The 22,386-nt window shown below is 56.7% G+C and carries 21 protein-coding genes; 16 read left to right on the forward strand and 5 right to left on the reverse strand.

Annotated elements, in window-relative coordinates:
* Positions 1-17 precede the first annotated feature (17 nt).
* From HRQ60_RS14545 to HRQ60_RS14600, 12 genes are all read left to right on the forward strand, one after another.
* A complete protein-coding gene (locus HRQ60_RS14545; RefSeq protein WP_246281337.1) occupies positions 18-836 on the forward strand; it encodes an HAD family hydrolase in 819 nt (272 codons plus the stop codon).
* Positions 833-1,168, forward strand: a complete 336-nt coding sequence (locus HRQ60_RS14550) for a DMT family transporter (protein WP_172196601.1) — start codon at positions 833-835, stop codon at positions 1,166-1,168. Before HRQ60_RS14545 ends, HRQ60_RS14550 begins: the two co-directional genes overlap by 4 nt.
* A 70-nt stretch (positions 1,169-1,238) precedes the next feature.
* On the forward strand, positions 1,239-2,552 hold the full coding sequence (locus HRQ60_RS14555; protein WP_246281338.1) for a metallophosphoesterase family protein: 1,314 nt from the start codon (positions 1,239-1,241) through the stop codon (positions 2,550-2,552).
* 141 nt (positions 2,553-2,693) lie between these two features.
* Positions 2,694-3,041 carry a hypothetical protein gene (locus HRQ60_RS14560; protein WP_172196602.1) on the forward strand — a complete coding sequence of 116 codons (348 nt, stop codon included), beginning with the start codon at positions 2,694-2,696 and terminating at the stop codon, positions 3,039-3,041.
* Positions 3,042-3,078: 37 nt separating this feature from the next.
* Positions 3,079-4,080: a bifunctional GNAT family N-acetyltransferase/NUDIX hydrolase gene (locus HRQ60_RS14565; RefSeq protein WP_172196603.1), complete on the forward strand. Its 1,002-nt coding sequence runs from the start codon at positions 3,079-3,081 to the stop codon at positions 4,078-4,080.
* Positions 4,077-4,880, forward strand: a complete 804-nt coding sequence (locus HRQ60_RS14570; protein WP_172196604.1) for a DUF429 domain-containing protein — start codon at positions 4,077-4,079, stop codon at positions 4,878-4,880. The genes HRQ60_RS14565 and HRQ60_RS14570 overlap by 4 nt, the downstream gene beginning before the upstream one ends.
* Positions 4,881-5,038: 158 nt before the next feature.
* The gene (locus HRQ60_RS14575; RefSeq protein WP_172196605.1) at positions 5,039-5,779 is read left to right on the forward strand and encodes a class I SAM-dependent methyltransferase; all 741 of its coding nucleotides are present in this window, start codon (positions 5,039-5,041) and stop codon (positions 5,777-5,779) included.
* A 56-nt stretch (positions 5,780-5,835) separates the two neighbouring features.
* Positions 5,836-7,083 (forward strand): sensor histidine kinase, encoded by a 1,248-nt coding sequence (locus HRQ60_RS14580; protein ID WP_172196606.1) that lies wholly within the window; start codon positions 5,836-5,838, stop codon positions 7,081-7,083.
* Positions 7,084-7,103: 20 nt separating this feature from the next.
* Positions 7,104-8,096 carry an MBL fold metallo-hydrolase gene (locus HRQ60_RS14585; RefSeq protein ID WP_172196607.1) on the forward strand — a complete coding sequence of 331 codons (993 nt, stop codon included), beginning with the start codon at positions 7,104-7,106 and terminating at the stop codon, positions 8,094-8,096.
* Between the two features lie 443 nt (positions 8,097-8,539).
* Positions 8,540-10,270, forward strand: a complete 1,731-nt coding sequence (locus HRQ60_RS14590; protein ID WP_172196608.1) for a copper amine oxidase N-terminal domain-containing protein — start codon at positions 8,540-8,542, stop codon at positions 10,268-10,270.
* A 229-nt stretch (positions 10,271-10,499) separates the two neighbouring features.
* A complete protein-coding gene (locus HRQ60_RS14595; protein WP_172196609.1) occupies positions 10,500-10,652 on the forward strand; it encodes a hypothetical protein in 153 nt (50 codons plus the stop codon).
* A 199-nt stretch (positions 10,653-10,851) separates the two neighbouring features.
* On the forward strand, positions 10,852-11,637 hold the full coding sequence (locus tag HRQ60_RS14600) for an enhanced serine sensitivity protein SseB C-terminal domain-containing protein (protein WP_172196610.1): 786 nt from the start codon (positions 10,852-10,854) through the stop codon (positions 11,635-11,637).
* A 110-nt stretch (positions 11,638-11,747) separates the two neighbouring features.
* Here HRQ60_RS14600 and HRQ60_RS14605 read toward each other — a convergent pair whose 3' ends face one another.
* Entirely contained in the window at positions 11,748-12,305 is a 558-nt protein-coding gene (locus HRQ60_RS14605; RefSeq protein WP_172196718.1) for a phosphatidylglycerophosphatase A family protein, read from the reverse strand.
* A gap of 252 nt (positions 12,306-12,557) precedes the next feature.
* On the opposite strand from HRQ60_RS14605, the gene rph reads away from it, so the two are divergent.
* Positions 12,558-13,316 (forward strand): ribonuclease PH, encoded by a 759-nt coding sequence (rph, locus tag HRQ60_RS14610; RefSeq protein ID WP_172196611.1) that lies wholly within the window; start codon positions 12,558-12,560, stop codon positions 13,314-13,316.
* Positions 13,313-13,954 (forward strand): XTP/dITP diphosphatase, encoded by a 642-nt coding sequence (locus HRQ60_RS14615; RefSeq protein WP_172196612.1) that lies wholly within the window; start codon positions 13,313-13,315, stop codon positions 13,952-13,954. The genes rph and HRQ60_RS14615 overlap by 4 nt, the downstream gene beginning before the upstream one ends.
* 108 nt (positions 13,955-14,062) lie before the next feature.
* Here the strand turns inward: HRQ60_RS14615 and HRQ60_RS14620 are convergent, their stop codons facing one another.
* Complete coding sequence (locus HRQ60_RS14620) at positions 14,063-15,907, reverse strand: flagellar assembly protein A (RefSeq protein ID WP_172196613.1); 1,845 nt, start codon at positions 15,905-15,907, stop codon at positions 14,063-14,065.
* Between the two features lie 205 nt (positions 15,908-16,112).
* Positions 16,113-16,882, reverse strand: a protein-coding gene (locus HRQ60_RS14625) for an IS5 family transposase (protein WP_246281339.1) whose coding sequence is annotated in 2 segments (ribosomal slippage) — positions 16,113-16,532 and positions 16,535-16,882 — 768 coding nt in all. Because the reading frame shifts where the segments join, the coding sequence is not laid out codon by codon here.
* Between the two features lie 96 nt (positions 16,883-16,978).
* Between HRQ60_RS14625 and HRQ60_RS14630 the strand changes: the two genes are divergently transcribed.
* Together HRQ60_RS14630 and HRQ60_RS14635 are read left to right on the forward strand one after the other, a co-directional pair.
* Positions 16,979-18,124 carry a WD40 repeat domain-containing protein gene (locus HRQ60_RS14630; protein ID WP_172196614.1) on the forward strand — a complete coding sequence of 382 codons (1,146 nt, stop codon included), beginning with the start codon at positions 16,979-16,981 and terminating at the stop codon, positions 18,122-18,124.
* Positions 18,121-19,227, forward strand: a complete 1,107-nt coding sequence (locus HRQ60_RS14635) for a M23 family metallopeptidase (protein WP_172196616.1) — start codon at positions 18,121-18,123, stop codon at positions 19,225-19,227. Before HRQ60_RS14630 ends, HRQ60_RS14635 begins: the two co-directional genes overlap by 4 nt.
* 193 nt (positions 19,228-19,420) lie before the next feature.
* Here the strand turns inward: HRQ60_RS14635 and HRQ60_RS14640 are convergent, their stop codons facing one another.
* Both HRQ60_RS14640 and HRQ60_RS14645 read right to left on the reverse strand, forming a co-directional pair.
* Positions 19,421-20,986 carry a methyl-accepting chemotaxis protein gene (locus HRQ60_RS14640; protein WP_172196618.1) on the reverse strand — a complete coding sequence of 522 codons (1,566 nt, stop codon included), beginning with the start codon at positions 20,984-20,986 and terminating at the stop codon, positions 19,421-19,423.
* A gap of 147 nt (positions 20,987-21,133) precedes the next feature.
* Positions 21,134-22,264 (reverse strand): YsnF/AvaK domain-containing protein, encoded by a 1,131-nt coding sequence (locus HRQ60_RS14645; protein ID WP_172196620.1) that lies wholly within the window; start codon positions 22,262-22,264, stop codon positions 21,134-21,136.
* Positions 22,265-22,386: the final 122 nt, after the last annotated feature.

Consider the following 22,386-nt stretch of genomic DNA (forward strand, 5'->3'; position numbering starts at 1 on the left):
AATAGGGGGACAAGAGGATGACCGACAGGAAAAATGGGGACGGCGTGCACGGGAAACCGGATATGCCAGATGCTCCACATATGCACAAGATCGATTTTGGGAACGCGGGCGCCATTTTGTTCGACAAGGACGGGACGCTGCTCGATTTTACGGCCATGTGGGGATTTTGGAGCGATCGGGCGCTGGACGAATTCCGAACCCTATTGGCTGAACGGGGATTGAAGATGGAGGCGCAGCAGCTTTCGCAGATCTGGGGCACGCAGCATGACGAAGAAGGCCGGACGACCGACTATGACCGGCGAGGGCCGCTTGCGATGGGCACGGTGGACGAGATGCACGCCATACTGGCTTGGCACGGTTACCGGGCGGGATTGTCCTGGGCGGAAGCGAAGATCCTTGTGCGCCGCAGCGTGGAGCTGGCCGACGCCGCGATGGAAGCGGGCCGCCCCGCGAAGCTGCTGCCCGGCGTACGCGAATTTCTGGAGCGCTGCCGCGAGAGCGGCGTTCCGATGGGCGTCGTGACGGCCGACGAGACGGCCAGCGCGCTGCGCCATCTGGAATGGCTGGGAATTACGGATTATTTCCGCGTCGTGATCGGTACGGATCAGGCGCAGCGCGGCAAGCCTTTTCCCGACTTGTGTCTGCTGGCCTGCGAACGTCTCGGCGTGCCGCCCGAACGCGTCATCGTGATCGGCGACACGGACGGCGATATGGAGATGGCCCGCGCGGCAGGGGCGGCGCTGAAGATCGGGATCGGCGAAGCCGCAGCGCTGAAGCTGGCCGATTGGACCGTGCCTTCCTTCGAGCGTCTGCTCGAAAGCGCGGTGCCGAGATGAGCCCGAACGTCTCGCTCGGCTGGACGCTGCTGGCGTGCGCGATCGCGCTGGAGCTGAGCGGAACGCTGCTGATGAAAATGTCGGACGGATTCACCCGGCTGTGGCCGTCGGTATTTATGTTCGTCTGCTACGGGATCAGTTTCACGCTGCTTAATTTCTCGGTCAAACATATTCCGCTCGGCGTTGCGTATGCGATCTGGTCGGGCGTCGGGATTACCTTGATCGGTGTGGCGGGCCATTACTTTTTCGGTGAGCGTCTCAAAGCGACTTCGCTCGTCTGGATGGGCTGTATCCTTGTCGGTATCGTCGGCTTGAAATGGAGCGAATCGTAAGGCGGAGGATGCGGAAGAAGACGGTGACAAGTTCGAATCCAACAGACATCGGAATATGGAGGGATAAACCATGAAGCAGGAAACGGGAAGAACAGCGGAGAGCGCCAGGGGCGATATACAAAATGGGGACGGCATGAAGATCGGGACGGGAATGCCGGAAGAGATGGAAGTCCAAGCGATTGGAAAAGCGGAAACGGCGGCGACTACGGCTGAACAGCCGCTTGCCTCGTTTCAGGTTATGACGGATACGCATGTCCGGGACGCTGCCGACCATATTCACAATCGCCACTTTGAAGCGGCGCTGGCGGATATCGCGTCTTACTGCGAAGACAGTCTGGGCATTATGCATGCCGGCGATGTAACGGATCGCGGCCTTGCGCCGGAGTACCGGGAGTTTGGCCGGATCTGGAACGGCCGTCCGGATAGACTGCCGCCGATGTATATCACGCTCGGCAACCATGATATCGGCGCGATACTGTGGGGGGAAGGCGACAAGCCGATCGACCTGAGCGTGCTCTCCGGAGCCGAGATCGAGGATGTGCTGGACGGGAATTTCCCGGACGGTACGGTCGGACCATCGGCCGAAGCGGAAGACGAGCCCCAAGCGGCGGCGGTAAGCGCGGACACAATCGCCGAGCCGCAGGTCAATGCGATCGAAGCTTTGGCCGAAGCGGCAGCCGCCGCAGGCCTGGATCTGGGCGGCATGCAAGCCAGGTTGGCGCTCTCGGACGAAGAAGAAGCGGCAAACGGACCCGCAGGCGGGGTATGGAAGCGCCGGATGCGCCGTTTTGCCGAAGGAACGGGAGCCGCGGCGCCGTATCACGATCATTGGATCGGAGGGTATCATTTTATTTTTCTGGGCAGCGAAGTGCCGCATCCCAAAGACTGCGATCTGTCTTCGGCGCAGCTCGCCTGGTTGACGGAGCGTCTGGCCGAAGAAGCATCGCCGGATCGTCCGGTGTTCGTCTTCTTGCATCAACCGCTCAGGGATACCGTAGCCGGTTCTATGGAAAGTCAGGGTTGGTACGGGGTCAATCAGGACGCCGAATTGAAAAAGGTGCTGGCGGCATGCCCGCAGGCGATCCTGTTTACCGGCCATACGCATTGGCAGCTCGAAGCGAAGCGCACGATGTACGACGGACAAGGCCGTATGCCAAGCATGTTCAATGCTTCGTCGGTCGCGTATCTCTGGACCGACGCAGACGAACATCTGACTGGCAGCGAAGGCCTGCAGGTCGATATTTATCGGGACCGGGTGGTGGTGCGCGGACGGGATTTCGTCAAGCGTGCCTGGATCGAGGGCGCCGAATATACGGTGCGGTATCCGGTGGAGAGGGAGAAGGAAGCTGCGGCGGCGATCGGGCAGAATCCCATGCTTCATTAGAGAAGAAAGGCCGAGAGAGAAGAAAGACCGAGCACCCACCGGAATTTATCCGGTGGGTGCTTTTTTTCTGTGGCACCCAACGTTTTATCGATAAACTCCGTTTGTTCTATATATAGAAGCAGAGAGGAGCGATTTGGACATATGCAAAAATGGACAACCCTGCTGATCGGAGGTTTCCTGCTGCTAAGCGGGACTCTGCTGTACGTCGGCATTCATCTTGCGGCGGCAATGAGTCGGTCTGAAGTGACTTCATGGTCAGGCGGTTCATTCGGCCGGTATATGGCGGCTGTAGAGCTGAGCGGCGGTCTCCCGGGATTCTGGCTGGCCGTGCTGCTGGGCGGGGCAGGACTCTTGATACTGGGCAAACAGTTCTTCGGACTGCTGGTCGATTGGTTGAAAAGCGAGGATGAAGAGCTTAGCCGATACAGAGCCGAAGTTGACGCCAAGCATGAAGAAGAGGAATTCCCACAAGAACCTAGAAAAGACTAGAAAAGAATAGAACCCGAATTTTCAAGGAGAGAAATCGATGAACGTACAAGAAAAGAATAAGCTGGCCGTTACCTTGTCCGCTGTTCGTCCCGGCGATCTGGATACGCTGCGCGGCATGGCTGTCGACGCATTCGCCGAAGACGGTCGGCGTTACGGGAAGATGCCGGAGGGGATCGAACAGTCGGCATGGCATGAAGAAGGCTGCGCGGACGGCAGTTACCTCGCGATTGGGTTCGGCGGCCGGATCGCGGGCGGAGCCCGGATATTCGGCGGGTCGGAAGGAAAGATGCGTCTGGGTTCCCTGTTCGTCGATCCTTCCCTGCACGGACAGGGAATCGGGCGGCGCGCGCTGGAGCTGATCGAGCGGCGTTATCCGCAGGCATGCGGCTGGTTGCTGGATACGCCGGCCGGAAGTCTGCGCAATCAGCGTTTCTACACCCAGGCCGGTTACGTCAAGGTCGGCGAGAACCGTCCGGATCCTTCGTCCGAATTCGCTTTGTTCGATTACGTGAAACTTCCGCTGCTGACGGAAATCCGGGACGCCGATCTTGCGGCAGGCCGTCCGGAGACCGAAGCGGAAGACGATCGGACGTTTACGCTGCGGCAGGCTGCCCGGGCCGTACTGCTGGACGAATCCGGCCGCATGGCGCTGATGCATGTCGCGCAGGGCGGTTATCATAAACTGCCCGGAGGAGGAATCGAAGACGGCGAAGACGTATTTGCCGCGCTTCGGCGCGAGATGCGGGAAGAAGCGGGGGCCGAGATCCGGATCACGGGGGAGATCGGCATGACGGCCGAATATCTTGGGGATTACCGGATGAAGCAGTTCTCTTATGCCTATTCGGCGCGGGTTGTCGGGACTCCCGGCGTATCCGCATTCACCGAGCAGGAACGCGCAGACGGCTTCGTGCCGGCATGGGTACGGCCGGAAGAGGCGCTGCGCATAATGGAGAGCGAACGCCCGGCCGGTTATTCGGGGCGGTCGATCCGTCTGCGCGATCTGGCGATCCTGCGGGCGTTCCTTCGGCGGTCGTTATGACCGCCCGGGAACCTCTGCGCACAGGCAGGGGAATCGGGATTGACGGGTGCCCCGGCGGGTGGGCAGCCGTCGTCATCGAAGGAAGCGCCGACGAATCCGCCGTTCTCGCGCTGCAATCGTTCGTTTATCTGGATATCGCTTCGCTCTGGGCCGGACTCCGCCCGGATGCCGCGCGCGACCGGGTATGGATCGATATGCCGATCGGGTTGGCCGAAGGGGCGGACGGGGTACGCAACCGCCTTGAAGACCGCCACTGCGACCGGGACTGCCGCACGCTGCTGCCCAAGTGGCGCAAGTCGAGCGTATTCCCGGTTCCTGCGCGTCAGGCGCTTCGGGCCGAAGATCCGTCCGCGGCCAATGAAGCGGCGATAGGCCGGCGGTTAAGCCGTCAGAGTCTCAATATCCTGCCGAAGATCCGTGAAGTAGACGATTTTGTCTATGAGCGTCTGGAGAATGGCTGTCCCGCAGCCGGACTGCCGCAGGAATCCCATCCGGAATTGGCTTTTCTGCGCCTGAACGCAGGCGAAGCTCCCCGGAGCGGGAAGAAAGAAGCGGAAGGCCGCCGGCAGCGGATCGATATCCTTGTACGAGCCGGTATGGCTCCCGAGGAATTGGAGCGTATTCTGCAGCGGTTCCCGCGCAAACAGGCCGCTCCGGACGATCTGCTCGATGCTGCGGCACTGGCTCTCGGAGCCTGGCGGGTCGCTTCCGGCCAATCGCCTGTCCGCTGCGTGACCGAAGGCGAGCGGCGCCAGTACGACTACGACGGGCGTCTGGAGATCAATATCGCTTATCTGTGAAGATTGGGCGGAAGCCTTACCTATACGAAGGAGACGAATTTCCGGCGGACGGAAATCGTCTTCTTCTTTTTCGTGTAAGTAAAAAGGGGAGGCGCGGCGGAGAGCGAAATTCGCTGCTGCTTCGCGCCGAATCTATCCGATTCAGGGAGGACAACACGATGAGCGCATGGTACGAAGAAAGTTTCGGCGAAGATTATTTGCGGGTCTACAATTATCGGGATGAACAGGGGGCCGCTCGTGAAGTACACGAGATGATCTCGTGGCTGCGGCTCGATCCCGGAGCGAAAGTGCTGGATTTGTGCTGCGGGATGGGCCGGCATTCGCTGTCTCTGGCCGAGAAGGGATACGATGTCACCGGAATGGATCTGTCGGAAGTGCTGTTGGACGAAGCGAAAAAAGAGCCGGAGGCGGACCGGATTCGCTGGGTGCAGGGTGATATGCGCGAACTGCCTTTTGCCGACGGAGAATTTGATGCGGTCGTCAATCTGTTTACGTCGTTCGGATACTTCGAGCAGGACGACGAGCATATCCGCGTCCTGAAGGAGATCCGGCGGGTGCTGCGTCCGGGTGGACGCTTCATCATCGACTTTATGAATCCGCCTTATGTGCAGCGTCATCTGAAGCCGTACACGGAGCGTGAAGACGACGGTCTCAAGATCGAGGAACGGCGGAAGATCGAAGACGGATTCGTCAAAAAGCATATCACGATCCTGCCGGAGCAAGCAGGAAACGGGCAGCGCCGCGAATACGACGAACGGGTCAAACTGTATACGCGGGAGGCTTTTGCGCATCTGCTTGCGCAGGCGGAACTGGAGCTGGGTGAAGTTCGGGGAAGTTACGACGAGAAACATTACGAAAAAGAGTCGCCGCGGATGATTTTTGTGGGGAAAAGGTTATAAGCAGGCAAGCTGAGGGTAAATAGCACTATTATGCTTGCTTGAAGAGGTGCTTAGAAATGTCCAAATCAGAAGAAGCGTTGTATCAAAAAATAGAAGAGCTCGAACAAGAGTGCAGCCGTAATCGGACAGAGCTTCACCGGATGCAGCTGCTGCTGAAGGAAGAGCGGAAATTGCGGGAAGAAGCGCAGCAGGAATCGAAAAACAAAGCGAATTTCGTCGCCGTTCTCAGTCACGAGATCCGCAATCCGCTTAACGGGATCATTGCCATAAGCGATCTGCTTCAGGAGACCGAGCTGACCGAAGAGCAGCAGAATTATATGGAAATCATCCAGAGCAGCAACGAATCATTGTTGGAACTCGTCAACAGCATTCTCGATATGAGCCGTCTTGAAGCAGGAAAAATGACGGTTGCCCATAATCCATTCGATCTGATCAATACCGTTGAAGATTTGATCTATATGCTTGCCCCGCAGGCTTTTAGCAAAAATGTCGAAGTCATTCTGGACGTCGAATCGGAAATTCCGCTGTTCGTTGTCGGGGATGTACTGAAAGTCAGACAGATTTTCCTCAATTTGATGCAAAATGCGATCAAATTCACACACACGGGAGAAGTCGTATTCGAGCTCAAACGAGTCCCTTCTCTGGAAGAAAACGAAGTTGCGGTCAGCTTTTCGATTCGGGATACCGGGATTGGCATGTCGGAGAAACAGTTGCAACATATCTTCGATGTCTACACGCAAGTGCACGAGTCCGCGCATCACGTTTATGAAGGAGCCGGGCTGGGCATGACTATCACGAAGAACCTGATCGAACTGTTGGGCGGGAGAATCGAGGTGTCCAGCGAGATCGGCAAAGGAACGGTCATCGAAATTCTGATGACGTTTGAACGTTATACCGATTTGCCGTCGATTCCGTTCGAAGACGACGTGCTTGAAGGAATGCGTTTCCTTGTGGTCGATCGTCAGACGACCAGCCGGAATACGATTGTAGATATGCTGCAAGGGTGGGGCGCGCATGCGGAATCTTCGCCGGAGATGGATGGTAATCTAGTGGAGCGAGTAGGCATGGGCGACTTCGACGTCGTATTCATCGATGGAAGTACGCTTAGACGAGGCGAAGTCTTCCGGGAACTTCATCAGATTCCGGATCTGAATCTGTTTCTGCTGGCCTGGCTGGGCGAGAAGATCGAAGACGGAGAACGCGACTTCTTCCGCTCGATCGTGCCCAAGCCGATTCGCAAACTGCATATGCTGAATGCCATTTTGGCCATGGAGAAAAACGACCGGTCTTCGGGCCGCGAGTAGGAAGGGGAGCACAGATACGGATGAGCCAATCACGAATAACGAGCTACGACGAACTGATCCGGGTACGCATGGCGATGTCTTTTCCGCTGCGCTGGGTCAACAGCTACCTGCTGCAGGGCGAAGACGGATGGACGATCGTGGATCCCGGTCCCCGTTCGGCCGAGAACGAGGCGGCCTGGGACGCGGCGCTGGGCGAGTTGAATATCCGTCCGCAGGAGATCGCTTCGATCGTGCTGACGCATCATCATCCCGATCATTACGGCCTAGCCGGATGGCTGCAGCAGCGAAGCGGCGCCCAGGTGTGGATGTCGAAGGCGGCAAGTGAAGCGGCTTGGCGGAATTGGGGCCGTATACCGGATGAAGCCGGAGCTTCGGGATTCGTCGGGGATTCGCTCGCGCTATACCGTCTTCACGGAATGCCTGACGACCGTATGGCGCAGCTGCCGGAGCATTTGGCGGGGTTTCGGGCGCAGGTTGAACCCCAGCCCGAAATTACCGTTATCGAAGCCCGACTGCCGATCCGTTTCGGCGGCCGTCTCTGGCAGCCGATCGAGACGGGCGGTCATGCCGACGGACATTTGTCTTTCTATGAAGAAAAGACAGGGCTGATCCTGTGCGGGGATGCGGTGCTGCCGCGGATCTCCCCGAATATTTCGTACACGCCCGGAGGAGACGAACATCCGCTTCGCTCTTATCTGGACGGGCTTCGGAAGTTGGGAGAGCTTCGGGTGAGCCAAGCTTTCCCCGGCCATCGCGATCCGTTCGGGAAGTTCGAAGACCGAACCCGGCAGCTGCTGGATCATCACGAAGAGCGGCTGGAGCGGATGCTGAAGCTGCTGCACGGCGAACCGCAGACGGCTTACGGAATCTGCATGGCAGTGTTCGGCGATTCGCTGGGTATCCATCAGCTGCGTTTTGCGCTGTCGGAGACAATTGCGCATCTGGTCGAGTTGGAAGACCGCGGACAAGCCAAACGCTTCGGCCAGGAAGAAATTCGTTTCGGCCTGATCTGAACAGTTCGAGGATCTGCAGCCTGGAAAGTCCCAAGAAATGAAGCTTCACCCCAAAAAGCTTTCGACTCCCTAGGGGAGCGAAAGCTTTTTGGGGTGAAGCCTGGCTTTCAAAAGAAAGGGGCTTTTTTCACGTGCCAAAAGTCATTAAAAATAATACTTAAAATATTGGATTTCGATTGGTTAGTTCTTTTGAACGAGGTTTATATAAAAGGAGCCGACAACTATATTTGCCTCAAAAAGATTACGAGAAATATAAATTAACAAAAAAATTGGACAAAATTTCAATTCTCGTTTCAAGAAAAACAATTTAGAAAATTTAAAATTTGTGTGATCCAAATTCATGAAGCCTGCGTTTCATGACATGTAAGCAGCACAAACACATAAGGAAACAACGGAAATCAGGAAATAACAAAAATTCAGATAAACAAATGGAGGAATTGACAATGTTTAAAATGTTCAATAACAAAAATCTTAATTCGAAGAAATTTGACGCTAAGAAATTGGTTATGCCGGTACTTGGATTGGCTCTGATCGTACCTACGGTAGCGGGAGCGGCTCCGGCCCAAGCTGCCACAACGACAACAACGAGCATTGCAGCCGCCGCCGCGCAGATGACAACCATGAAGGCTTCGACTACGACGCCTGCGGTTGAACTGAGATCGGCTCTCGATCATCTCCTGTCCGAACATTATCAACTGGCCGTCGATTCGATGATCAAAGCCTACGAAGGTTCGCCTGATGCAGCCGCTTCTTTCGCCGCACTGAACCAGAACGCAAGCGACATGCTGCCGGCGATCGAATCGCTGTACGGCAAAGAAGGCGCAGCCGAATTCGGACGCATCTTCAGTGCCCACAACAAAGCGACCGACGATCTGGTCAAAGCGCAAAAAGCCGGCAATATGGCGGGCGTACAATCGGCTGAAGCCAACATCGAGAAATTTGTCAAAGAATTCTCGGCTTTCCTTGGAACAGCAACGGGCGGCAAACTGCCGCAGGCTACAGCTGAAAAAGTGATTCGTCTCCACGAAGATCAAGTCCAGGAAGCTTTCGATAAATATGTAGCGGGCGACTTCTCCGGCGCATACATGTCTTACCGTACAGGCCTGAACACGATGTTCACGATCAGCGAAGCGCTGTCGACGGCAATCGTGACGCAGATGCCGGAGAAATTCCAGAACACGAAATCCGATACGCCTGCCGGCGATCTGAGATCCGCTCTGAACTATCTGTTCGCGGAACACTTCGCACTGGCTACCCTGCAAATGCAGGAGCAGTATGACGGCATGAGCGCCAGCAGCAGCGCGCTTGTAACGGCTGAAGCCGGCAACACCAAAGACTTCAAAGCGGCGATCGCTTCGGTCTACGGCAATGCGGGAGCGGACCAGTTCGAGAAACTGTGGACAACCGACCACATTAACGTACAGGCGCAGTATGTAGCGGCTGTGAAGAGCGGAGACCAAGCGGCCATTACGGCAGCCAAAGCTCAAATCACGAAATTCACCAAAGAAATGGCAGCCTTCTTGAACGCGGCAACTGAGAACCGTATTCCGGAAGCCGGAGCTATGGCCGGACTGACTGCGCATGAAGACCAAGTGCAGAAAGTTCTGGATCAATACGCAGCCAAAGATTACACGGGTTCGTACAAAACGGAGCGCGAAGGCTATGCCCTGATGTTCGATGTCGGCAAACTGCTGAGCGGCGCAATCGTGGACCAATACAACCCTAAATTCCAGGAACCGGCTATGACACCGGCACCTACGACTCCGGCAACCCCTGCACCAATGCCGGGTAAAATGATGACGGTCAAAATGCAGATTGGAAGCCCGAACCTGACGCTGAACGGCAAAACGACCAAGATGGATACGATGCCGCGCGTTTGGGATAACACCACTTATGTACCGCTGCGCTTCCTGAGCGAAGGAATCGGCGCCCAAGTCAAATGGAATAAAAAAGCGAACGAAGTGACGGTGATGGCCGGCAAAGACACGCTGAAATTCTGGTTGGGCAAAGACTTCATGGAAGTCAACGGCAAAAGACAGGCGATCGGCCACGAAGTCTTCGCGGACGAGAACGGCAGAACTGTAGTACCGCTTCGTTTCATCACGGGCCTGCTGGGCTGGGACTTCAACGTCAACAGCAGTAACTGGATGATCACGCTGACGAAATCGATGTAAGCTTCGCCATTTCGTCCGGATAAGAAATTTTTCGCAAAACGTTCAAAACAGCCGCGGGGCTCGCTTAGTCAAGGAGCCCCGCGGCTTTATGCGTATTTAAAGTTTCAAAAAGCGATTTTTCCTTTTTGACGACAAAGGGATCCTCCTGTACGCTAACGGTAGAAAAACTTCATAAACGGCGAAGAAGCGGAAGTCTTCCGCGGATTCCCGAAACAGGAGGAGGATCCTTATGTTTGAGAGAAAATCCGGCCTTTATGAAGAATGGTACGATTACGACGATTATTATGACGATGTGCTGAGAGGGTATGTCGATTCGACAGACGACGATTTCGAAGAGGTCCGTATTCGTGAAGACGAAGAAGCGGAAATCAAGTCGATGTAAGTAGGAAGACAGAAGATAAGGATAAATATTCAAGAGGATTCCTCCAAAAGGAATCCTCTTTTTCGATTTTATCCCTAAACAGGTATACAATATCCATAGAAACGTTTTAAAACCTTTTTTTACCGAAATTGTGTGACTCGAGGTTTAGACGGCAATCCGGTTGCAAGGCACTGATCGGATCAGGAATAGGAGAGAAGCCATGAGATTCAAACCTCAGAACGAACTGGAAAAAGCTTTGTCCGCCGCTGTGGAAGATCCGTCGCGGAGAAGAGAGTTCTATGAGGAGCTTCAGCATTCGGAGCTGTATACGCTGCACATGGACGGGGAAGCGAAAACGGAGAACGGAAGGCTTCCCGAGCATACAGCCATTCGACTGCCGAGTCTGGAAGTGGCAGGCAGCCTATATCTGCCCGTATTCAGTTCGCTGAAGATGCTGCAGCAGTTTCTCGATTGCGAAATGCAGTATGTATCGATGAATGCGATGGATCTGTTCAGACGGGTGCAAGGCTCCGATGTCTGGCTGAACCCTGGCGGAGAGTTCGCCAAATCGTTTTCTGCCGCCGAAATCGAATCGATTCTAGACGGAAGTCTGCTGGGTCCTCCTTCAAGCTATACCCTCGATCCGGAGACCGCGATCATTCTGGGAAACCCGGACTCCGAACCGAATGATCTGCTGAATGAACTGACCGAAATCTTTCTCGGACTGCCCAATGTGAAGTTGGCGTACCATGCGCATCACTTCAATCCCAAGACCGGCGAGCCGCCGCATACGCTGATTGCCGTGCAAGCGGACGGGGACTGGAACGAAGTCGTCCGGGCCGCCGGCAGTCGGCCTTCCGCATCCCGGGTGTCCGCATCCCGGGCGTCCGATCCGCCTGTCGATTTTCTTCGTTTGGACGGCCGAAGCGGACTCGATGCCTATTTCGAAGCGGAAGGCGAACCGTTTTACCGCAAACGCAGTCGCAGCAAGCTGTTCGTCCGCTGACACCGCCGGGCCGCTCGTTTCCAAGCGCGCCGAACGGGAGTGATCCACGAAGGATCACTCCCGTTCGGCGCGTTTTTTGCGTGAATCCGATCTGGAGTTTGGGGAATTGTTCAATCGTCTCCCGGTTCTTTGGGCAGCTCGATCTCGACTTCGCGTTCGCTCTGCTTGTTGTGGGCGATCCGGCTGCTGGCGGCCGCAGCGATCGCGCCGACGATATCGTCGAGAAACGTATGGACAGGGCCGAGACTTTTGTCGTTCAGCCGCTCGAGCGCGCCGGGTTTCAGCTTGTCGACATAACCGAAGTTGGTGAGGCCGATGCTGCCGTAGACATTGACGATCGACAGCGCCAGAATTTCATCCACGCCGTACAACCCTTCGTCGTTTTGGATCATTTCCTGCAGCGGCGACAGCAGCTTGCCTTCTTCGGCCAGTACATCCAACTGGATGCCCGTCAGAACGGCATTTTGGACTTCGCGTTTTTCGAGTACTTTTTCCACGTTATGCACGCATTCTTCCATCGTCAGCTCGGGGTAATATTTTTTTTGCAGAAAAAGAACGAGTTCCGCGATTTCTTCGATCGTGACGCCGCGCTTCGTCAGCCAGCTGCGGGTCGCTTCGGCTACTTTTCGGCTGTTGAGCGAGTATTTCTGGCTTTCGGGCATCCCCATTTTTTCTTCTTTGGGTGTCGGTTTTTCGGGAGTTTGCATGACAGTCACCTCGGATTTCTCAGAGTAAAGTGAATTCCGGCGCGGATTCGCACTTGATCGACGAATCTGTGCCATCTATCTAACATGTGTACATATTCGCCGCCGCTGAAACAAAATCCCGCTTCAAGGCCGAAGACATGTGCGCGGAGCGGCCGAGTTTGTTAAAATGAAAACAACGAAGCGTCGAACAGACGGATACGGGAGGTCAACGAAGTGAGCAGGAACGACAGAAAGCCGGACGAGATTCGTCCGGTCACCTTGGAGATCGGCACGAACAAATACGCCGAAGGCTCGGTTACGATTCAGGTTGGGGATACGAAAGTGATCTGCAACGCCACGATTGAAGAGAAAGTCCCGCCATTTATGAAAGGGCAGGGACGGGGCTGGGTAACGGCCGAATATTCCATGCTGCCCCGGGCGACGCATACGCGCAATATCCGCGAAGCGGCCAAAGGCAAACTGGGCGGCCGGACGATGGAGATCCAGCGTCTGATTGCCCGTGCGCTGCGTTCGGTCGTCGATCTGCAGGCGCTCGGCGAACGGACGATCATCGTCGATTGCGATGTGATTCAGGCGGACGGCGGCACCCGGACGACTTCGATCACCGGAGCTTTTGTAGCCATGTGCCTTGCGGTCAACAAACTGGAAGCCCAGGGGAAGCTCAAACGTTATCCGATTACGGATTTCCTGGCTTCCGTAAGCGTCGGCGTGGTTGGAGAAGAAGCGCTGCTTGATCTGCGGTACGAAGAAGATTCTGCTGCAAAAGTAGATATGAACGTAGTGATGACAGGTTCCGGAGAATTTGTCGAGCTGCAGGGAACCGGCGAAGAGCGTCCGTTCAGCCGCACCGAGTTGAACCGGATGCTGGAACTCGGCGAGGCGGGCGTCCGGCAGATGATCGCGATACAGACCGAAATCTTGGGCGCAAACGCGCTGAAGATCGGCAATCACGAAATCGGAGGGTTGGCATGAACGGAGCAGCAGACGGTTTGAATGAAAAACGGGAAATTGTCGTCGTCGCCACCCGCAATATGGGCAAAGTACGTGAATTCAGACATGCACTGGAGCCGCTTGGCAAAGAAGTACGCAGCCTGCACGAGTATCCGGAAGCTCCTGAAGTCGAAGAAGACGGCAGTACCTTTGCGGAGAATGCTTTCAAAAAAGCCAAAGAAATCGGTGACTTCCTGAAGCTGCCCGTGTTGGCCGACGATTCCGGCTTGTGCGTCGAGCTGCTGAATGGGGAACCCGGCATTTATTCGGCCCGCTACGCCGGTGAACACGGCAACGACGCGGCCAACAACGCGAAGCTGATGGACGAGCTGATGCGTCTTCGCCAGGGAGACGATACGGAGCAGCCGCTGCTGAGTCCGGCCCGGTTCGTCTGCGCGCTGGTGCTGTACGATCCGGCGACAGGCCGCGGCCTGGAAGCCGAAGGCGAAGTCGAAGGCTGGATCACTTCGGAAACGGCGGGTGCCGGAGGATTCGGCTACGATCCGCTGTTCTTCGTGCCGCAGTACGAGCGGACGATGGCGGAGCTGAACGTCGAAGAGAAACAGCGGATCAGCCACCGCGGAGAAGCTCTGAAACGCCTGCTGGACAAGTTGAACTGAAAAAGCGCGGAAACGAAGAGTCTTTTCGTTTCCGCGCTTTTTGGTGGATGGGAGGCAGGATCGAGATCTCTTGATTGTCGGCCGGTGCTGTCCGCAGCAGGCAGACAATCAGCCCGTAACGGCGGCCGCGTCCGGCTCCGGGACGCCGAACGTATAATCCTGGACCAGGCTCCAGATTTCGCGATGAAGGGTGCCGACAGAGATTTTCCCTTCGAACATCCGGTGAACGCAGATACTTTTGCCGGCCCGAAGCATGCACGGGGCGCCGCCGGCGCTGCCGACAATACGGGCATGGATACGTTCTTCGGCTTCAAGCGCAGAGCCGCGGCAGACCGAGGCCGGATGCCCGAAAAGAATCGAACCCGTCGCATACAAATCGCTCTGCATTACGCCTTCGCGGTGAATCGTAATGTCTCCGTTCGACTTGACGGTACTGGTCTGGCAGCGCGACAATTCAACCCCCGATTCGCCCTGCTGCATATCGGTCATAAAAGAATGTTCCCGTTCAAGACCGGCCTGCAGGCGAAGCAGGGTATCTTCGTCCAGCGATTCGATCATCTGGGCGGGAGAGAGCATCAGATTCAGGTCGTCGGCAAACGCATTGGAAGCTCCGCCGGTACTGCGCTGGACCGTAACAAGCACTTGAAGCAGTTCCCGGATATGCGGCTGGATGTCTTTGAATTTGGTCTTCATCAGCAGAAGGGCAATCTGGCCGAAACGGGCGGATTGTCCGCGTTTGCCGACCTCGGCGTACAAGGCGAGCGAAGCCGACAGCAGCATGCCCGTCTCGTCTCTCAACTGCCGGGACAGATGGTACAGCCGGTTAAAAGACAGACCGAAACTTCCGGAATACAGCCGGCTGCCGATCGTGCTGCCCTGCACGATAATCCGGCCGGCCGCAGTGATGGTCGAATGATAGACGCCGCCCGATACGTAAACGTTACCGAGCGATTCGACGATCATATTGTCCGTCACATTGCCGTGGATGGCGACGTCGCCCGAAAATACGATATGTCCGGTCTTCAAGTTGACGTCTCCGGGAACCACGTAAGCGTCGGAGATATCCAGATAGCGGACCGCTCCTTCCGTGATACAAGGCCGGCCGGCCTTCATCGCGGCGAACGTGCCGTCTTCCCGTACTTCGACATGCTGCCGGGCTTGAACATCGATTTCCCGCAAGGGCGGAGGATCGATCTTCTCCCCGTACACATCGTAACCGGGGGTGCCCGGTTCGGAAGGGAAAAGCCGCGCAAGCAGATCGCCGCTTTGGACAGACGGGATACGCAGATGGCTGCGATAATCGAGCGCTCCTCCGGCTTCCTCGAAAGCATTTTCGATTTTCTCGTCGAAAAGAAGGTCCAGCCGGGCATCCAGGCCCGGCAGCGGTTCTTGACCTGTCGCAAAAACGAAAGGCTGTCCGTCCGCTTGTTGAAGCGCTTGCACAACAGCCGGGACATCGAGATTCTTGCGGATACCAAGCGAACCGACTTCGGCCATCACTTCGGCAATCTCCAGCCGGCATACCGGCGTATTCCGGTCAGGCTGCGCTTTGGGCGACAGTACGCGAAGGGGACCCTCGTCTTCGAGTCTCCAGGCATAACGCACTTCGGCGAATACGCGAATAACCGCCTGCATCCGGTCGGGCGAGACCTGGATTCGGTACAGGGGTTCATCCGGCATTTCCCATTCGATCCGGTCGCTGGAACGAACGGCCGAAGCAGAGAGCATCTCGCTTCCATTCAGCCAGAACCGGAGCGGGGCAGCCGGGACCAGCACGGAAGGATCTCCTTCTCCGACCGGATCGGTCACATGGAGACGGCCTTCCCGGATTTCAATACTTCCGTCTGCCGCGGCGGGCAGCGGAGCCGGAATGGCGAGTTCGCCGTCGGTGACGGCAGGGTCATGGGTGCCGAATGCAGATGCGGCTTCGGGCGTCGGGTGAGCTTCCGACATGCGAGCAGGCCTCCTCTTGGAAGATAATGTATGGCAGCGAAAAGCGATTTTAATCGGGACTTCTTGTTATTTGAGCAGTACGGGAATAAGTCTTTGTTACCACTAGGATAATACCTTTGGACCTATTTTTCAACAACGATTTCCATATTGTCCGTTTTATTGCACCGGGCGTTTTTTTCGGGTACATTAGGGCGTGTCTTCAAATTCATGCTAACCACAGCACAATCGCAGCCAACGATAAAAAAGCAGAGAACGAAGCGGCCAACTTATCATAGCGCGTCGCTAATCTCCGATAGTTTTTCAGCTTATTAAACAAGCATTCGATTAAATGGCGCTCTTTATAAATCCACCAATCGGTTGGGCGTTGAACGCGCCGATGAAGCCGGCTTGGAATCACAGCTGTCGCTTGTCGGTTGTGTAGCAGATGTAAAATTCGATCGGTATCATAACCCCGATCGGCAATCACCAAACGTCCATGCAGATCCATAGAGGCCAACATCTCGTAACCGACTGTACAATCGGCAAAATTTCCTGGCGTAAGCCGAAACCGAAGAGGATTGCCCAGCGCATCGACGATGGCATGGATTTTCGTGGTCAGTCCACCTCGGGATCGTCCGATCGCCTGCTTGAAGCGCCCCCTTTTGCGCCGGCTGCATGTTGGTGAACCCGAACATGAGTGGCATCAATCATGCAGCTTTCTTCGTCCGGTTCGTTCGCCAATTGTTCCAGGATGCGTTCGAAAATTCCGAGTTGCCGCCAGCGTCTAAAGCGTGTATGGACGGATTTCCAGGACCCATAAGTGGCAGGCAGATCGCGCCATGGAGCGCCGGAACGATTGATCCAAAGCATGGCATTTACCATGTTCCGATTGTCGTGAGCCGGTCTTCCTTTCTTTCCGGTTCGCTCCGGTGGCAGCAAGTGGACAAGACGTTCCCATTGGTCGTCGCGAAGTTCGTAGCGATTATTGGTTTCCATACTTCCGTTTTAACCCAAAATGACGGTGTGTGAATTTTGAAGACACGCCCTAGGGCGCATCGGAGGGTGAACCCAAACGAGGATGGAGGATGAAACATGGGAAAAAGACTGAAAGCGGCCTCGGCGGGTTTGTTGATACTGGCAGCGGTGTCGGGGAGTGCGCTGGCCGAATCGGATGTCTGGCCGCAGGCGGCCCAAGAGCCGGGGCGCCTTGCGGTGCTGCAGGAAACCAAGCTTCAGCTGCCGGGAAATGCGGATAAGCGCAAAGCGGCAGCTTCGATCGATCCGGCGTCGGGACGTGCCGCGGTTCGCGCCGGTGTCCGGGCTGCGGAAGGATCGACCGGAACATTTAATGCCAAACTGAATGCGGACGGCCTGAACGAGACGCTGACTTTCCGGTATACGCAATCGGCCGGCCGCCGGGTTCCGCTGCCTTCCCCGGATCTGGGCTACGAGCTGCACCCGCTGCCGGACGGACAGGTGCTGGTGGAGTATGCCTCTTCCCTCTATAAGCTTAATCCCGATACGAAGACGCTGTCGCCTTTTCTCAAAGCGCAAACGGGAAGCTACCGCCAAGGAGCCGGCAGTTCGTCGAAGATGATCGTGTGGGGAAAACGGGCTTCGATCAGTCCCGACGGGAACGTTCTGCTGTATTGGACGACCCGCAGCGCGGCGGTGTCCGGGCGTGAAGATGGAGAGAATTGGATCAAAGATCTGCGCACCGGCGAGGAAAAAAAGGTCTACGGAGCCGGCTACACGCTGCTTGGCTGGGATACGAAAAATCGCTTCTATCTCGATTTGGGCGACGAAGGCGTCGTGCAGGTCGACCGTACAGGCGGTTCTTCGGCCAAACTGGTCACGGGCAGCTCCGTCTCCGCCGTCTCCGGAACCCACCTGCTGTCGCAAACGGCGGACGGTTCGCTGAACCTGCGCGACCTTTCGACCGGGCGGGTGAGAACATTCCGCGGAGGCGGATTGAATCATCTTCGCGCCGCTTCGGCTTCGTATGAAGGCCGTTACTTCGCCGTGATCAATGCGCCCGATCGTTCAAGCCGCGTATCGACCTTGATCCTGATCGATACGAAGACGCTGGACAGCCGGACGATTGCGGAGCCGGCCGGCAGCTCCATTCTCGGCATCTCCTGGGCGGACAGCAGACACCTGCTTGTTCAGGTACGCAACCGAACGACCCAGGCGGAATCGACGTATACCCTCGAAGTGGAAGGGGAGGCGAAGCGATGAACCGGGAAAGTTTGGAGAAAACGGCGGCCGATGCTGGTCGGACTATGGAGAAAAGGAAGCGGATCCTCCGCGGCCGCCGGGCGCTGCTGGCGGTCTGCGCGCTGCTTGCCTGCGGTGCGGTATCCACGGTCTCGGCGGCGGATTACGGAGCGAGGTTTCTTCAGCAGTACGGGGTCAAAGTCTCGACGGCACCCGCCATGACGCCTGCGCGCAGCGATGCCAACGGGTTGATGGAGAGCTATGCTCCGGTCGAGAGCAAGACCAATCAGCCGCGTCATGTGGTGAGCGGTACCAACCCACATAACGGAGCGGACCTGGCGATGGCGTCCGGGGAACGCGTCTATGCGATTCTGCCGGGCAAAGTGACGGAGATCAAGTCCGACCTGTCGGCCCAGCTCGGCAGCGTAATTGTCGATCACGACATCGACGGAGACGGAACACCCGACGGGGTCTACATTCAATATGTGCATATCGATCCGGCCGGTGCCGGAGGCACGGGTCTGCGCGTTGGCGATTACGTGACCGAGACAACCGTAATCGGCACGGTCGACCGTGCGAAACGCTATAACCCGCATCTGCATATCCAGCAGGTCAGCCAAAGCCGGAGCGGTGCATCCAGCAGCCGGACGCTGCCGCTGTATACGCTGTACCGGCATACTTCGTCCGAGACGTGGAATGCCGGTTCCGATCTGGATTATCTGTCCTCTGATTGGCAGAGCGGCAATCGGCTGTATCTGACCGCTTACGCCGCAACCGACAATCCGCGTACCCAGCGTTACGACCGGAATGCTCCCGCCGAGATCCAGCTTCATTACAAGATCGGTGCGGGCGGGAAATGGAAGATGTCGCCTGTCCGTTTCAGTCTGTACGAGGCACAAACGATGCGCTACCGGATCGACCTTCGCCAAGCGACAGGTGCCCGAAAAGGGCAGGACGTATACGTATATGCCGCCGCAATCCGGGCTTCGGACCCGACGTTTCCCGCGTCGGCTGCCTACCGTCACGGACTGTGGCCGCAGTTCTACAAGCAGCCGGACCGGGTGCTGTACGCCGCTTCTTCCGCCCGGGCCGACCAGGCGGCACGCAAGTTTACGATTCAATAGCAGCTAGGCTGCCCGGATGAGGCGGTTTGAACAGACAAAAGCCTTTCCGGCGAGAATCTGCCGGAAAGGCTTTTGTGTACGTTTGGACTAAGCGGACGCTGCGGACGAAATTCGAAAACAGGTCCGGCAAGCCCCTCGGAGGGTTTCCGGTTAATTCCGGCCGGAACGTCTGCCTACCTGCCGCTTGGCCGGGTCAACCGGCGACCTGTGCTTTGTCTTGTGCCGCGGAGTCCGGCGAAGAACGGCGTTTTTTCTGCCGCGGTTTCGGCGCCGTCTCGGCAAGGTCGGATACTTCTTCGCTTCTGGCCGTGGTCAATCCCTGCAGGTCGCCGATCAGTTTCTCCAGGTGGGAGAAACTTCCGCTCATTTGGTTCGTGCTGTATTTTTGCTCGCCCATACCGGCCAGGATTTCTTCCATGGCGGCATTCGTCTGCTGGGTAACGGTAGAGATCACAGCCGCTTGTCCGGATACTTCCGACGAAGAGGCTCTCATCTTGCCGGAGCGCAGTTCCACTTCTCCGGCCTGATCCAGCAGTTTATGGGTATTCTCGTTGATCTCCGTTAACGCTTCTTCGGAACGCCGTGCGGCAGAGAGTCCGTTCTCCGCCGCTTCGCGGCCGCGGTTGACCTGTCTCATCAGACGCTCGGTCCCGCTTTGCAGTTCGCCGAGGATGCCGCCAATCTGTTCGGCCGATTCGCGCGAATTCTCGGCCAGCTTGCGGACTTCGTCGGAAACGACGGCAAATCCCCGGCCGGCTTCTCCCGCACGCGCCGCTTCGATCGCGGCGTTAAGCGCAAGCAGATTGGTCTGGCTGGCGATTTCGGAGATGGTGGTCAGAATCTGGGCGATCTGGCGATTCTGTTCGCGGAACAGTTCCATATCGTGGGCGGTATCGCTCATGACGGAATAGACCTGGTCGATCTGCGCACGCAGTTCGGCCATCCGGCCGGCACCGTCCTGGGTGACGTTGGCCGTATGTTCGGACAGCGTGCGCATCATCGTGGAGTTCTGCACCACGCCTTCGATCTCCAGATCGCTGGCGGACATTTTGTCGGAAATCTCCGAGACACTGCGGGCCTGGCTTTCCGCTCCCTGCGCCACCTGCGAGAAAGCGTTCGTAATCTTGCCGGTAATCAGTTCGTTCAGGGTCAGATTCTCTTTTGACTTGCGGGCAAACCGGCTCAGTTCCTCGACCGCGTCCCGAATCTGTAGGAAAGCGGCATCCAGTTTCTCGGTATCGGCCCGGCTCTTCTCCCGCTGTTTGGCCAGATCGGCGAAGAGCTTCTCGTTCAGCATACCGACCGCTACGGCCATGCCCGCAATAATGACAAACAGCACGACCGTGAAGATCAGCGAGACCATCCGTCCTTCAGGGACGAAGACCTCCGCTCCGCGTATCCAAGAAACAAGCAGGGTGACTGCGGTCAGGGCCGAATAGAGCAGCACATAGCGATAACGCGGGTACAGCAGCAGCAGAACGGCCGGTACCAGAGCCGCAAGTACGTTTATGGTGTCCATCAGGACGGCGGTATAACAGACGAAGAAGAAGAGGGCCGCCGCATAAGGCAGGGCACGCTGTGCTTTTCTGGTCAGCGTCAACCAGGTGAACAGGGCCGCAAATACGCCCATGGCAACAGCCGCAAGTTGGATAGGCAGAGAGAGGTTTAAGCTGACGGCACCCAAAATCAAAGAAACGGACCACAATATCCACATGACAATTTTGTTGCGCTGATACATGACAGAATCGAGATGACTCAAAAACTCACTTCCCCCGTTAATAAGATGGATGATACAGGGCATAAGACCCACCTTTTTATATCGGCAACAAGCCCCTAAAGATGTAGGGGCTCGAGCGGGAAAATAAGTCGGTTTTGCGATAAATGGGACTTTTGATTGGTCGGTTCCTTAAGGACGATTGCGTTCGCTTCGCGGAGGAAGCGGCGGCGGATCCTGCGGCAGGGAAGAGAGGGGATTGGACGAACGCAAGTCTTCCGCTTCTTCTGCCGGGCTTGCCTTAACCGAAGTTTGTCCGGTGTGTTCGACCCGCGCTTCTTCATGTTTGACGGTTTCTTCGATATGGAGATTTTCCTGTGTGTTCTGTTTGTAGACGTCGACTTCTTCCGTAATAACGTTATGCTTGTTCACTTCGATCCGTTCTTCGCTGACCGGAATACGGATCGTCTCATCCCGTCCGATCGGACCTTCCGCCGTTCCGTCTTCAACAGCCCGGCGTTCGATTACCACTTCTTCATGGGTAACCGGAACACGAATCAATTTTTCTTCGTGGACGATCTCTTTACGGACTTCGACTTCACCCGTACGAACCTGCTTTTTGTCGATCTCAAGCTGCTGCGCCCGAAGCTGCAGGGTAGATTCTCCGGCCGGAGCACGGCTTCGGGAAGCGCGGCTAAGATCTTCTTCTGCTTTGTCGTTCGTCCGGTAAACGGCAGCCGGATCTTGCGGAACCGGCGTTTCGCTGCGCGGTTCCGTTTCGTGCGGAGCGGCGACCGTCAGGTTGTCGGTATCGCTCGCCGCGCCCAACTGGGTATGGTTAAGTGCGTAATGATTGCGGAAGATCTGCTCGACTTCCGCCTTGTGTTCGCTGTCCGTGTCGACAAGAACCAGCATGCGGCCGCCGCCGATATGTTCATGATAGGATTTCGCGTCTTCCTCGGGGATACCGAGTCCGATCAGACCTCCGACCAGGCCGCCTCCGGTGGCTCCGACCGCGATTCCGGCCAGTGCGGTCGCGATCGGCCCCGCTGCCAGCAGCGGGCCGATCCCCGGAATGGCCAATGCGCCGAGTCCGGCGAGAAGCCCGCCGACCCCGCCCAGGATTCCTCCTGCCGTAGCGCCTCCCGCGGCACCTTCCGGAGCTTTGGTGCCGGTCTGTTCGCCGATTGCGGCCGCGTCCTGATGGTCTTTGGAAATGACGGAGATATCGTCCGTATCGTACCCGGACCGTTTCAGGTCTTCGATTGCTTCGGATGCTTCACGCTGCGTAAGAAATATGCCTGCTACTTTTTGAGTCGCCATCGAGGGGACCCTCCTGTTCTGAATGGAATATCGAACGAAATCTTCCGGCCGTCCAAATACGCGAATAAGCCCAAGCTGTTTGTTCAGCCGGGCTTATTCGCGTTCGGATGGAGAAAGGAGAC

It is taken from the genome of Saccharibacillus qingshengii, assembly GCF_013185195.1.
In the GTDB taxonomy this organism is placed as follows: Bacteria; Bacillota; Bacilli; order Paenibacillales; family Paenibacillaceae; genus Saccharibacillus; species Saccharibacillus qingshengii.